This window comes from Mesorhizobium sp. M0159 (assembly GCF_040322295.1).
Classification (GTDB): domain Bacteria; phylum Pseudomonadota; class Alphaproteobacteria; order Rhizobiales; family Rhizobiaceae; genus Mesorhizobium.
The window spans coordinates 91988-105284 of sequence record NZ_JAMYTF010000022.1 but is presented as its reverse complement, the minus strand read 5'-3'; the positions used below and the strand labels follow the sequence as shown (position 1 = coordinate 105284).

The window sequence follows — 13297 nt, the reverse complement described above, 5'->3', positions numbered from 1 at the left end:
CTCGTATGCCGGCTACGACCCTGTTTTCCTGTCCATCGCCCGCTCGGCGATCGGCGGCCTGTGTGTTTTCGGCTGGTGCCGCTGGCGCGGCATTGCGCTGTTCACGCCCGACAAAACCCTCGTCGCCGGCATTCTGGCGGGTGCGCTTTTTGGTCTCGAGTTCCTGTTTCTCTACGTCGGACTCGAGCACACGACGGTTGTGCGCAATACCTTGCTGGTCAACACCATGCCGTTCTGGATGCTGGTCGGCGGTCATTTCCTGCTGGGCGAAAGCATCACGGCACGCAAGCTCGTTGGTCTTCTGCTCGCTTTCGCCGGACTGATCGCGGTGTTTTCCGATAAACTGAGCGCCAGTGGCGGCGCGACGCTGAGCGGCGATTTGCTCAGTCTCGGTGCCGGCATTCTGTGGGCCGTGACCAATATCGTCATCAAGCGGTCGAAGCTGGTGACGGCCAGCGCCGAAAAGCTGCTGCTCTATCAACTGGCCGGGGCCGCCGTCGTCGGCATTTTGGTGATGCCTTTTGCCGGGCCGCCCGTCCGCAACTTTACCGTCTTGCCAACCTTGGCTCTGCTGTTCCAGGCCGTCTACGTTGTCGCGTTCACCTATGTGCTGTGGTTCTGGCTGCTGCGGCGCTACCCTGCATCTGGACTGTCGAGCTTCACCTTCCTGTCGCCGGTGTTTGGTGTGCTGTGCGGCGCCGTGTTCTTGAACGAGCCGCTGACCGTTCGTATCTTCCTGGCACTCGGCCTCATTGCCGCCGGACTCATCATCGTCAACCGGCCGGCCCGAAAACAAAGTCCCGGATGAGCATGCGCGATATATTGAACGACCTCGAAGCTGGAAAGCAGCTCTCTGATCCGGACCCGGTGCGTCGCGCCCAGATCCAGATGAAGACGCCGCTGCCGAAGCGCTTCTACAAGACCGTCGCGGTAGCACCGGTCGAAGACGGTTTTGCCGTCCATCTCGATGGCAAGCCCGTCCGCACGCCGGCCAAGGCGCTGCTGGCGCTGCCGACCGAAAAGGCGGCTGCTCTCGTCGCCGAGGAATTCGCCGCACAGGCGGAGACCATCAACCTGGTGACGATGCCGGTGATGCGTCTGGTCAATACGGCAATCGATGGCGTCGCCAGTGATCCCCAGGCCGTGCTGGAGGACATCCTGCGCTTTGCCTCGTCCGATCTGCTCTGCTACCGCGCCGATACGCCCCAAGGACTCGTCGACCGGCAGAACGAGCATTGGGATCCGGTCATCGACTGGGTGCGCAGCGCGCTCGGCGCCCGGTTCCATCTTGCCGAAGGCGTGATCCATGTCGAACAGCCGCGCGAGAGTATCGCGCTGCTTGGCCAGCATCTTGCCCAACGTGCCGATCCGCTGCGCCTTGCCGCCATCCACGTCATGACGTCGCTGACCGGATCGGCGCTGCTGGCGCTGGCTGTCGATTTCGGCGAGCTCGACGGCGAGGCGGCCTGGGCTGCCGGTCATGTCGACGAGGACTGGCAGGCCGAGCAATGGGGCAATGATGCCGAGGCCGTCGCGCACCGCGCGGCCCGCAAGCGCGACATGATGGCGGCAGTCAGCCTGCTCGAAGCTCTCAAAGGCTGACCGCACCGTCGTTTCTATTTCGCACTGCACATTAGACCAAAGTCATAATCCCAAAGACGGTCTGCCTCTGGACGGCGCTTTCTGTCATTTTTTGCACCGGTGGCTGCACTGAGTCTGCGTTGCGAGGAAACGCGGACGATGACGCGCAGCATCGAGGACTGACGGAATCACACGGGAGGATACACTCATGGCAATGGCATCGACCGCCGGCAAAACAAGCCGCGGCATGACGCGCGAGGAGAAGAAGGTCATCTTCGCTTCCTCGCTCGGCACCGTTTTTGAATGGTACGATTTTTATCTCTACGGCTCGCTGGCAGTATTCATTGGTTCGACTTTTTTCAGTCCAACCATTCCGGAAGCGACGCGCAATATTTTCGCGCTGCTGGCGTTTGCCGCTGGCTTCCTCGTGCGCCCGTTCGGCGCATTGCTGTTCGGCCGCATCGGCGACCTTGTCGGCCGTAAATACACTTTCCTTGTCACCATGACGATCATGGGCCTGTCGACCTTCCTGGTCGGCTTGCTGCCTGGCTATGCGACTTTGGGCATCGCCGCTCCCGTGATCCTGATCATCTTGCGCATGTTGCAGGGCCTGGCGCTCGGCGGCGAGTATGGCGGTGCCGCCACCTATGTCGCCGAGCATGCACCCGACGATCGCCGCGGCTACTACACGTCGTGGATACAGACGACGGCAACGCTCGGCCTGTTCCTGTCGCTGATCGTCATCCTGATCGTCCAGGGGTCGATGACCAAGGAAACCTACGCCGCCTGGGGCTGGCGCATTCCGTTCATCGTTTCCTTCCTCCTCCTCGGCATTTCGATCTGGATCCGGCTGTCGCTTTCTGAATCGCCGACCTTCCAGCGCATGAAGGACGAAGGCAAAGGCTCCAAGGCGCCGCTGTCAGAAGCCTTCGGTCAGTGGAAGAACGCCAAGATCGCGCTGCTGGCGCTGCTCGGCCTCACAGCCGGTCAGGCCGTAGTTTGGTACAATGGCCAGTTCTACGCGCTGTTCTTCCTGCAGAACGTGCTCAAGGTCGATCCGCAATCGGTCAACATCATGATCGCGATTGCTCTGGCTGTTGGCTCGATCTTCTTCGTCGTGTTCGGCTGGCTCTCCGACAAGATCGGCCGCAAGCCGATTATCATGGCCGGCCTTGCACTGGCGATCGTCTGCACCTTCCCGTTGTTCAAGGCGCTGACCTGGGCAGCCAACCCGGCGCTCGCCACCGCGCAGCAGAACACCCGTGCGACGGTGACCGCGGCACCGGGAGACTGCAAGTTCCAGTTCAACCCGGTGGGCACGGCGAAGTTCACCACGTCCTGCGATATCGCCACCTCGTTTCTGACCAAGAACTCGGTGCCTTATGACGTAGTGGCCACGGCAGCGCCCGGCACTGCTGCGTCGGTCAAAATCGGCAACGAGACGGTTGAGTCGTATGACGCCACCGCAGCCGGCGATCAAGCCAAGGCCAAGGACGCTGTTTTCGCCAAGGCGGTAAACACGGCGCTTCAGGACGGCGGCTATCCGCTGAAACGGGCAGCGGCGAAGGTGCCGGATCAGAAGCTCGAAGCCTTCATCGCGGCCAATCCCGAACTGAAGCTCGATGCGGCCGCGATCCGCGCCGGCGAGAAGGCCATGGTTCCGGCCGACCAGGCGATCAAGGACAAGCTGCTGACTGCCGATGAGGCTGCGGGAGCTCCCGAGGTCACCGTCTACACCGTACCAGGCGGCGGTCCCTTTGCCATGTTCGCCGACCCGGCGGCGGTCAACTGGCCGATGACGATCGGCATCCTGCTCATCCTCGTGATCTTCGTCACGATGGTCTACGGGCCGATTGCCGCGATCCTGGTCGAGATGTTCCCGACCCGCATCCGCTACACCGGCATGTCGCTGCCCTACCATATCGGCAACGGCTGGTTCGGCGGGCTGCTGCCGGCGACGGTGTTCGCGCTCAGCGCCTACAAGGGCGATATCTACTACGGACTCTGGTACCCAGTGGTGATCGCGGCGATGTCGCTGATCATCGGCATGATCTTTGTCAGGGATACGCTCGGAACGGACCTGCACACCAAACAGTAGCCGGCCTGTCCGGTTCAAAGCAAAGCCCGGCGCGAGCGATCGCGCCGGGCTTTTTCAATTTATCGAGTGCAGGGCTTAGCTCTTCCGATCCTGTTTCGCTTCCTCGATCGCTGCCTCATGATACCAGGCACTTCCGAAATCCGTTCGGTTGCGTAAAGAAGCAAGTTCTGCCGCGAACTTAGCCTTTCCGCTTAAATTTGAGGCAGAAGCGCGCGCTGCCACCGGGAACATCAGGATTTTGGCCGACTGACGAGTGGAAGTGATTTCCATTGTCGGTTTCCTTTCTTCGACAGAACCTTGCCGATTCAACCTTTCCCCAACATAGGTTCAGCAACCGAAATAGGCAACATGATTACGAAAAGATCAGTACTTGCACATTATTTGTGCACAATGTGCTTGTGGATGATCCGAACGCAGCATGACGGCGGACCAGCGATTTTGGGCGGATACAACCTCACTTTTGCCGCATCCATCGCCGGCGAGAATGGCACACGAATTGCATTTTAGTAATCCGGCAGGTCGGCTGCTGGATAGGCCGGCTCGCCCCGGCGCCATCCAGGGTTCGGTGATCAAGCAACGAGAGGCTAGAATGACGAAATACAAGCTCGAGTACATTTGGCTCGATGGATACACCCCGGTTCCCAATCTTCGCGGAAAGACGCAGATCAAGGACTATGCCGAGTTTCCGACGCTCGACCAGCTTCCGCTGTGGGGCTTCGACGGTTCTTCGACCATGCAGGCCGAGGGCCACAGCTCCGATTGCGTTCTGAAGCCGGTCGCCGTCTACCCGGATCCGGCCCGCACCAATGGCGCGCTCGTTATGTGCGAGGTCATGATGCCCGATGGCGTGACGCCGCATGCCTCCAATAAGCGCGCCACCATCCTCGACGACGAGGGCGCCTGGTTCGGCTTCGAGCAGGAGTATTTCTTCTACAAGGACGGCCGCCCGCTCGGCTTCCCCGAGAGCGGCTATCCGGCGCCGCAAGGCCCGTACTATACCGGCGTCGGCTACAGCAATGTCGGCTCAGTCGCCAGGCAGATCGTCGAGGAGCATCTCGACCTTTGCCTTGCTGCCGGCATCAACCATGAAGGCATCAACGCCGAAGTGGCCAAAGGTCAGTGGGAATTCCAGATCTTCGGCAAAGGCTCCAAGAAGGCTGCCGACCAGATGTGGATGGCGCGCTATTTGTTGCAGCGCCTGACCGAGAAGTACGGCATCGATATCGAATATCACTGCAAGCCGCTCGGCGACACCGATTGGAACGGCTCCGGCATGCATGCCAACTTCTCGACCGCCTATATGCGCGAAGTCGGCGGCAAGGCGTATTTCGAAGCGCTGATGGCGGCCTTCGACAAAAACCTGATGGATCACATCGCCGTCTATGGGCCGGACAACGACAAGCGTTTGACCGGCAAGCACGAGACGGCGCCGTGGAACAGGTTCAGCTACGGCATCGCCGACCGCGGCGCCTCGATCCGCGTGCCGCATTCTTTTATCAATAACGGCTACAAGGGCTATCTCGAGGATCGCCGGCCGAACTCGCAGGGCGACCCCTACCAGATCGCCTCGCAGATATTGAAGACGATCGCCTCCGTCCCTACCAGCGCCGAAGTTTCGGCCGCGGCTTGAGCATTCGTCCCGGCGTAGACCTCAGGTCTGCGCCGTGACTTTCTCTCCGATCGCATCGCAATAAAAAACCCCGGCGTCTCCTCCGGGGTTTTTTTGTTGGCTGCAACGATCTGGATCAGACCGAATAGTACATATCGTATTCGACCGGATGCGGCGTCATTTCGAAGCGCATCACCTCGGCCATCTTAAGCTCGATGTAGCTGTCGATCTGGTCGTCGTCGAAGACGCCGCCGGCCTTAAGGAAGCCGCGGTCCTTGTCGAGGCTCTGCAAAGCCTCGCGCAGCGAGCCGCAGACGGTCGGGATTTTCTTCAATTCCTTCGGCGGCAGGTCGTAGAGATCCTTGTCCATCGGCTGTCCCGGGTGGATCTTGTTCTTGATGCCGTCGAGGCCGGCCATCAGCATGGCGGCGAAGGCGAGATAGGGGTTCGCGCCCGGATCGGGGAAGCGGACCTCGACGCGCTTGGCCTTCGGCGACGAGCCGAACGGAATGCGGCACGAGGCCGAGCGGTTGCGTGCCGAATAGGCGAGCAGCACCGGCGCTTCATAGCCCGGCACCAGGCGCTTGTAGGAATTGGTCAGCGGGTTGGTAAAGGCGTTGATCGCCTTGGCATGCTTGATGATACCACCGATGTAGAACAGGCAGCTCTCGGACAGGCCGGCATATTCGTTGCCGGCGAAGGTCGGCTTGCCTTCCTTCCAGATCGACTGGTGGACATGCATGCCCGAGCCATTGTCGCCGAACACCGGCTTCGGCATGAAGGTGGCCGTCTTGCCGTAGGCGTTAGCGACCTGGTGCACGACATATTTGTAGATCAGCATCTTGTCGGCGTTGCGGACCAGCGTGTCGAACTTGATGCCGAGCTCGTGCTGGGCGGCGGCCACTTCGTGATGGTGCTTTTCAACGCGCACGCCCATTTCTGCGAGCACGGTGAGCATTTCCGAGCGCATGTCCTGTGCCGAATCGATCGGCGGCACCGGGAAATAGCCGCCCTTGATGCGCGGCCGGTGACCGAGATTGCCGGTCTCGTAGTCGGTGTCGTCATTGGACGGCAGTTCGGTGGAATCCAGCCTGAAGCCGGTGTTGTAGGGATCGGCCTTGTACTTGACGTCGTCGAACACAAAGAACTCGGCCTCCGGGCCGACGAAGATCTGGTCGCCGATGCCTTCGGCCTTCATGTAGGCCTCGGCCTTCTTGGCGGTACCGCGCGGGTCGCGGTTGTAGGATTCCCCGGAGATCGGATCGAGGATGTCGCACAGGATGACCATGGTCGACTGCGCGAAGAACGGGTCCATATGCACAGTATCGGAATCCGGCATCAGCACCATGTCGGACTCGTTGATCGCCTTCCAGCCAGCGATCGAGGAACCATCGAACATGACGCCATCGGCAAACATGTCTTCCTCGACCTCGACGACATCCATCGTAACGTGCTGCAGTTTGCCCTTCGGATCGGTGAAGCGCAGATCGACGAACTTAACGTCGTTGTCCTTGATCTGCTTCATGATGTCTTTGGCTGTCGTCATGTCCCTGCTTCCCTATGTGATGACGTTTTGAACATGGCCTTTTAACGGGAAAATTCAGACGGCGTCCATGCCGGTTTCGCCGGTGCGAATGCGCACCACTTCCTCGATGTTGGAGACGAAGATCTTGCCGTCGCCGATGCGGCCGGTCTGGGCCGCCTTGCGGATGGCTTCGATCGCGGCTTCGACCGCATCGTCGCCGAGCACGACTTCGATTTTTACCTTCGGCAGGAAGTCGACGACATATTCGGCGCCGCGATAAAGCTCGGTATGGCCCTTCTGGCGGCCAAACCCTTTGGCCTCGGTAACGGTGATACCTTGCAGGCCGGCCTCCTGAAGCGCTTCCTTCACTTCGTCTAGCTTGAACGGCTTGATGATCGCTTCGATCTTTTTCATGTAAAAAGTGGCCTCCACTGCCAAAAAAGACGGGTTGTGAGCCCCGCTTGCGCCTCAATCAAGCACGAACTGTGCCAATTGATGGGGGGCCGAGCGGCCTCACATGATTTGGATACCATGCCACGCGGGAATGTACATTCGCGTCATTCGCAGCGTTGGATGCGCCATGAATGCCGCGAGCCTACACACCGCCGGTCCTGCCGTCCGCACAAAAATTGGGCAGATCGGGTATTTCATGGGCAGCTGCGCGCCGTCGTCCCGAACGATGTACGCCGCCAAATTGCTTGGCGACCTTCGTTGTTTGCGTCGGATCAAAAACTGGACAATGCTTGGGGAAATGATGTGCATGTCGCCTGATATTCCATGAGCAATGAACTTCTGTCTCCGTCCGAAATGGCCGAGGCCGACCGGCTGGCGATTGCCGCTGGTCCATTCGACGGCATCGGCCTGATGCGCAATGCCGGTGCTGCGGTTGCTGCCGTGGTACTCAAGCGCTACCCGAACGCAACGCGCGTCCACGTGCTTTGCGGCCCCGGCAACAATGGCGGCGACGGCTATGTCGTGGCGCGGTTGTTGGCAGAGGCCGGGATGAAGGTCGCCGTTTGGGCCGAAGGCAAGCAGAAAGCGGGGAGCGATGCTGCGCGGGCTTCTGAGGCCTGCAATCTGCCGGTGGACCATATTGCCCATTGTCACCCGACCCAAGGTGAAGTCGTCGTGGATGCGCTCTACGGTGCAGGTCTGTCGAAGGATATTTCCCTACATGCGTCAGCCGTCTCGGGCCTCAGCGCAGCGGAGAAAGTGCCAGTCGTCTCAATCGACCTGCCATCCGGCGTGTCGGGCGAGAGCGGATTGACCAATGCCTATTTCGACGCTGCGGTGACTGTGACCTTCGTGCGGAAAAAGCCAGGCCATCTACTGATGCCAGGACGCAGTATGTGCGGCGAAATCATTGTCGCTGATATCGGGATTCCGGATGGGATCGTCGACCAACTCAAGATCAAGACGTTCGAGAACACGCCGGACCTCTGGCTACGATGGGAGTTTCCGAGAACGTCTGCCGATACGCACAAATACAAACGCGGCCAAGTCGGCGTTTTTTCGGGCGGGCCGAATGCGACTGGTGCGGCAAGATTGTCAGCGATGGCCGCGGCCAGAAGCGGAGCAGGGGCAGTGACCGTGCTTTCGCCTAGCGATGCCATGCAGGTGAACGCCGCGCATCTGACCTCGATCATGCTGCGTGCGGTAGATACGGTGGCGGACGCAGGCGAGTTCATCAACGAAAGGCAGCATACTGCGTTCGTTCTCGGCCCCGGATTCGGAGTCGGCGAAAAAGCCCGCGACTTCGCCTTGCGGTTGCTCGAGCAGGACGAGGTCTATGATTTCAAACGCATGGGCCTGTTTGGAGGCATTGTGCTTGATGCCGATGGCCTGACTTCGTTTCGCGACGCTCCAGATGTTCTCTTTGAAGCAGCACATCGAACCTTCGCACCAAGTCTGGTGCTGACGCCGCATGAAGGCGAATTCGCCAGGCTTTTTCCCGACATTGCCAAATCGAAGAAGCAGTCAAAGCTCGCCAAGGCCCGCGCCGCCGCAGCGCGTGCCAATGCAGTCATTGTCTACAAGGGCGCCGACTCGGTGATCGCGGCGCCGGACGGCCGGGCGGCGATCAACGCCAACGGCGCGCCCTGGCTGGCAACAGCCGGGTCAGGCGATGTTCTGGCGGGCATCGTTGCCGCGCTGCTGGCGCAGGGGATGCGGGCTTTCCAGGCCGCCTGCGCCGCGGTCTGGATCCATGCCGAGGCCGGCAGGCGCCTCGGTCCAGGGTTGATCGCTGAGGATTTGCCGCTGGCTCTGGTGCCGGTGTTGCGCGAATTGGTCGAGAGCCAACCGGACCTTCTATGAGACGCCTTGCTCTCCTTCTCACCACGCTTGTCATGGCCGCTTTGACGACACTGTCGGCGAATGCCGCTGAGCAGCCGGTGACCATCGTCGATGATCCAGCGGTGCTTGCTGCTCTCGATGCCAAGGGCTTTGGCCTCGCCGGCATTTTCGGCGTCGATGGCAAGGGCGATTTGAAGACGCTTTACGACAAGGCGCCGGCCTATCACGCGATCATCGAAACGATTGCAAGCGACGTCGCAGCATTGCGGGCCGAGATGAAGGCCGGCGGTCGGCCGCTCTACGAGGTGACCGACGGCAATGTTGGCCGTGTCATGGACATGCGCTGGCTGAGGACCGATGCCGCGCGCTTTCGCCTCGTCGGCATCGTCAACCGGCTCGACCGGCGCGACTTCGCCGCGCTGCAAGGCGATACGAGTTGCGGCGAAGTGCGCTTCGTCTATCGCTTATCCTATAGTTTCAAGAAAAACGGCAAGGTTCTGGCCTCGCGCCTGCCGTTCAATTTCAGTGCCGTCTACAATGCCGCGCCGGATGCCGACGGCGGCTGTGTCGGCGTCGCCGGACGCTGGGCACCACAGCTCGACGAGAACGTCGATGCCGGCTGGCTGATCGGTGGGCCGCTGGACAGGGCGGCGCTCACCCTCAAGCAGCTTGAGCTCAATGCGCAAGTGGTGCGCTTCCCCTCCGGCCAAGAGACCGAATTCGGCGGGCAGGCTGCCTATCTCATGCGTATCTTCGGCATCGATGGCGCGGCTGCCAGCGAAAAGCCGTTGGAAAACACGCCCGATGCGGCACGCCTTGCCGAAGACGTCGCGCTGAAAGCAAGACTTGCGGACTATGTCCGCACCAGTGTCGCGGCGGTCGATCTCGGCGTCTACCAAATCCCCGATGAATTCTTGGCAAGGAAGGTCATTTCGTGGTCGACCTTCGGCAGTGCGAGGCAGGCCAACCACCTGTTCACGCCACTGTTCCAGTCCGCGGATTTCGCTGGTGTCGATTTCTCTGCGCTGAAGCTGGTGCGCACGCCGGAGGCACTGGTCGAGCGGCTGGACAACGGCGCCTGCCAGGGCTGCCATCAGGCGGGCTCGACCGCCGGCTTCCATTTCATCGGCCTGGACGACAAGACGACCTCGCCGCTCAACCGCATCGAGGTCGGCATCTCCCCGCATCTCCACGCCGACATCCCGCGCCGCGTCGCCTGGCTGCGCGCGACTGCCGACGGCAAGGAACCGAACCGCTTTCGCCCGTTATCGTTCGCGCCGCCGGCGACATGGAACGATGCCGGCGAAATCGCCTATTCGCCGGCCGAGATGGCGATGCCTTGCCTGATGCCACAGGATGCGGCCCGCTTCGGCGCGACATGGCAATGCGGTGCCGGCACCGTCTGCACGCCGTTGACCACCGCGTCCGGCGTGCGCACCAAGCTGGCGCAATGCCTGTTGCCCAAGGACAGCGAAGACATGTTTTCCGGCCACCCTTGTTTAACGGGATCCATCGCCAGCAACCCGGCACAGCCTTTCAATGACCGGTATACCATCACCGGTCAGTTCGCGGCGTTCGCGCCAGGCATTTCGCGCGTCGCCTACACCTGCCGACCGCCGAAGATCGGTGTGCCGGCGGGTATCGCCTATCGCGGCTGCGACGACCGGGATCGCAGCTTTGCCGCCTTCAAGACGGGCAAGCCGATGCCGAACGAGATTTGCGGGCTGGTTGGCGGCAAGAAATTCGACACCTGCGTGGCGACCAATAATTTCGACCAGTGCCTGGGCGGCGCCGTCAATCGCGGCAATCGTCCTGCCTGCTCGGCCGACCATTTCTGCCGCGAGGATTACATGTGCCAGTCGCTGCCGCCCGACATTCCCGGTATCGGCAAGGTGAAAGGCATCGGCTTCTGCTCGCCGACTTATTTTATCTTCCAGATGCGCATCGACAATCACGCCACGCCATGGTCGGGCGCTGTCCGCGCGACGAGGGGGGCCGGGTTCGGAGCGGCGGAAGCGGAATAGCCTGCGCCGACTGGGCATTAGCCGCTATAGTTTCAGGTGGATAGCTATCGATCGAGATAGTCGGCGATCTTCGATGTCCATTCGCCGTCGAAATGGCGGACATGTTCGGCGACGATCTCATCGCTCAGCAGGCTCGACAAGGCGGAAACCAGAACTGGTTCTATCTCTGGAGCCGAGCTAAATCCAAGAGCAGTCAAACGTTCGGACCAGGGCGGATGATCCGCGCTTTCGTTATCTGGCGCGTCCCAGGCCTTTTGCGCATATTCTTGCAGGATGGGAAGCCTCGACAGGTGACTGGCGGCCGCCAGAACTCTTTCAAGTGGTGGACGAGGCGGTACCATGGTGCCAAGCAGTTCACGTTTAAGCGGAATATACACTTGGTCATCGAAGAACGCACTGGCAGCACCGATCAGCAGCATGGCGCGCGCCGTTTCATATGCATCGCCGGACATCGCTGCATGACGATCTGCGTAAATTTCCGCCCGCCGCGAACAGCGAGCGGATAGCAATCGAGGAACCAGAACCACAGGAGTATTGGGCAAAACAGCGGCATGGCGAAGAGCAGGATGGCAAACCTGCCGAAACGCGCTCCTACATAGAGGACCAGGCGCGACATCAACCCCTCACAGCGGAATGTTGTCGTGCTTCTTCCAGGGGTTTTGCATATCCTTGTTGCGCAGCATCCTGAGCGCGCGGGCGATGCGGCGGCGGGTCGAATGCGGCATGATCACCTCGTCGACATAGCCACGCTCGGCGGCAACGAAGGGGGACAGGAAGCGATCCTCGTAAGCTTTTGTATGTGCCGCGATCTTTTCCGCGTCGCCGATGTCCTTGCGGTAGATGATCTCGACCGCGCCCCTGGCGCCCATCACCGCGATCTGCGCCGTCGGCCAGGCATAGTTCATGTCGCCGCGCAGATGCTTCGAGGCCATCACATCATAGGCGCCGCCATAGGCCTTTCTGGTGATGACGGTGATCTTTGGCACGGTCGCTTCGGCATAGGCGAACAGAAGCTTGGCGCCGTGCTTGATCAACCCACCATATTCCTGCGCGGTGCCGGACAGGAAGCCCGGCACGTCGACGAAGGTGACGATCGGGATCGAGAAGCAGTCGCAGAATCGCACGAAACGAGCCGCCTTGCGGCTGGCATCCGAATCGAGCACGCCGGCCAGCACCATCGGCTGGTTGGCGACGAAGCCGACGGTGCGGCCCTCGATACGGCCGAAGCCGGTGACGATGTTTTTCGCAAAATTCTGCTGGATCTCGAAGAAGTCACCCTCGTCGGCAACTTTAAGGATCAACTCTTTGATGTCGTAGGGTTTGTTGGCATTGTCGGGGATCAGCCTGTCGAGCGACAGATCGTGTTCGGTGACCGACTGGTAGCATTCGATCTCGGGAATTTCCGCCGTGTTGGAAGCCGGCAGCAGATCGACCAGCCGGCGCATCTGCAGCAGCGCCTCGACGTCATTGTCGTAGGCTCCGTCGGCGATCGAGGACTTCGTCGTGTGGATAGAAGCGCCGCCGAGGCTTTCGGCGGTGACCGTCTCGTTGGTGACGGTCTTCACCACATCCGGCCCGGTGACGAACATGTAGGAGGTTTCGCGAACCATGAAGATGAAGTCAGTCATCGCCGGCGAATAGACATCGCCGCCGGCGCAGGGGCCCATGATCAGTGAAATCTGCGGGATGACGCCAGAGGCCAGTACATTGCGCTGGAAGATCTCGGCATAGCCGCCGAGGGCTGCCACGCCTTCCTGGATGCGGGCGCCGCCGGCGTCGTAGAGGCCGATGATCGGCGCGCGGTTGCGCAGCGCCATCTCCTGCACCTTGACCACCTTTTCGGCATGCGCCTCGGACAGCGAGCCGCCGAACACGGTGAAATCCTTGGCGAAAAGATAGACCGGGCGACCGTTGACGGTGCCCCAGCCGGTAACGACGCCGTCGCCGGCGATCTTGGTTTTCTCCATGCCGAAATCGGTCGAGCGGTGCTCGACATACATGTCGAACTCCTCGAACGAGCCCTCGTCGAGAAAGACGTCTATGCGTTCGCGGGCGGTCAGCTTGCCCTTCTTGTGCTGGGCGTCGATGCGGGCCTGGCCGCCGCCCATGCGGGCGATCTCGCGGCGGCGCTCGAGTTCCTTCAGCACGTCCTTCATGACCGGTCC

General features: G+C 60.9%; 12 protein-coding genes. 6 read left to right on the top strand and 6 right to left on the bottom strand.

What is annotated here, in order from left to right:
• From NKJ32_RS20945 to NKJ32_RS20935, 3 genes are all read left to right on the top strand, one after another.
• On the top strand, window positions 1-808 hold an 808-nt coding region (locus NKJ32_RS20945), incomplete at its 5' end, for a DMT family transporter (protein ID WP_352828705.1).
• Window positions 809-810: 2 nt separating this feature from the next.
• Window positions 811-1602: an ATP12 family chaperone protein gene (locus NKJ32_RS20940; protein ID WP_352825464.1), complete on the top strand. Its 792-nt coding sequence runs from the start codon at window positions 811-813 to the stop codon at window positions 1600-1602.
• Between the two features lie 187 nt (window positions 1603-1789).
• The gene (locus NKJ32_RS20935) at window positions 1790-3679 is read left to right on the top strand and encodes an MFS transporter (RefSeq protein ID WP_352593862.1); all 1890 of its coding nucleotides are present in this window, start codon (window positions 1790-1792) and stop codon (window positions 3677-3679) included.
• A gap of 75 nt (window positions 3680-3754) precedes the next feature.
• On the opposite strand, the gene NKJ32_RS20930 is transcribed toward NKJ32_RS20935, so the two are convergent.
• Window positions 3755-3949, bottom strand: a complete 195-nt coding sequence (locus NKJ32_RS20930) for a DUF2735 domain-containing protein (RefSeq protein ID WP_292660390.1) — start codon at window positions 3947-3949, stop codon at window positions 3755-3757.
• 319 nt (window positions 3950-4268) lie between these two features.
• Between NKJ32_RS20930 and NKJ32_RS20925 the strand changes: the two genes are divergently transcribed.
• A complete protein-coding gene (locus NKJ32_RS20925) occupies window positions 4269-5309 on the top strand; it encodes a glutamine synthetase beta-grasp domain-containing protein (RefSeq protein ID WP_352828702.1) in 1041 nt (346 codons plus the stop codon).
• A gap of 115 nt (window positions 5310-5424) precedes the next feature.
• Here the strand turns inward: NKJ32_RS20925 and glnA are convergent, their stop codons facing one another.
• Window positions 5425-6834 (bottom strand): type I glutamate--ammonia ligase, encoded by a 1410-nt coding sequence (glnA, locus tag NKJ32_RS20920; RefSeq protein WP_352784983.1) that lies wholly within the window; start codon window positions 6832-6834, stop codon window positions 5425-5427.
• Between the two features lie 54 nt (window positions 6835-6888).
• Window positions 6889-7227 (bottom strand): P-II family nitrogen regulator, encoded by a 339-nt coding sequence (locus NKJ32_RS20915; protein WP_019857988.1) that lies wholly within the window; start codon window positions 7225-7227, stop codon window positions 6889-6891.
• Between the two features lie 363 nt (window positions 7228-7590).
• Between NKJ32_RS20915 and NKJ32_RS20910 the strand changes: the two genes are divergently transcribed.
• Complete coding sequence (locus NKJ32_RS20910; protein ID WP_352825462.1) at window positions 7591-9129, top strand: NAD(P)H-hydrate dehydratase; 1539 nt, start codon at window positions 7591-7593, stop codon at window positions 9127-9129.
• Complete coding sequence (locus NKJ32_RS20905) at window positions 9126-11132, top strand: hypothetical protein (protein ID WP_352784988.1); 2007 nt, start codon at window positions 9126-9128, stop codon at window positions 11130-11132. The genes NKJ32_RS20910 and NKJ32_RS20905 overlap by 4 nt, the downstream gene beginning before the upstream one ends.
• A gap of 44 nt (window positions 11133-11176) precedes the next feature.
• On the opposite strand, the gene NKJ32_RS20900 is transcribed toward NKJ32_RS20905, so the two are convergent.
• From NKJ32_RS20900 to NKJ32_RS20890, 3 genes are read right to left on the bottom strand one after another with little or no spacing between them, the layout of a single operon-like run.
• A complete protein-coding gene (locus tag NKJ32_RS20900) occupies window positions 11177-11551 on the bottom strand; it encodes a hypothetical protein (protein WP_156937295.1) in 375 nt (124 codons plus the stop codon).
• Complete coding sequence (locus tag NKJ32_RS20895) at window positions 11542-11748, bottom strand: hypothetical protein (RefSeq protein ID WP_156937294.1); 207 nt, start codon at window positions 11746-11748, stop codon at window positions 11542-11544. The genes NKJ32_RS20900 and NKJ32_RS20895 overlap by 10 nt, the downstream gene beginning before the upstream one ends.
• A gap of 7 nt (window positions 11749-11755) precedes the next feature.
• Window positions 11756-13288, bottom strand: a complete 1533-nt coding sequence (locus tag NKJ32_RS20890; RefSeq protein ID WP_352828699.1) for an acyl-CoA carboxylase subunit beta — start codon at window positions 13286-13288, stop codon at window positions 11756-11758.
• Window positions 13289-13297 lie beyond the last annotated feature (9 nt).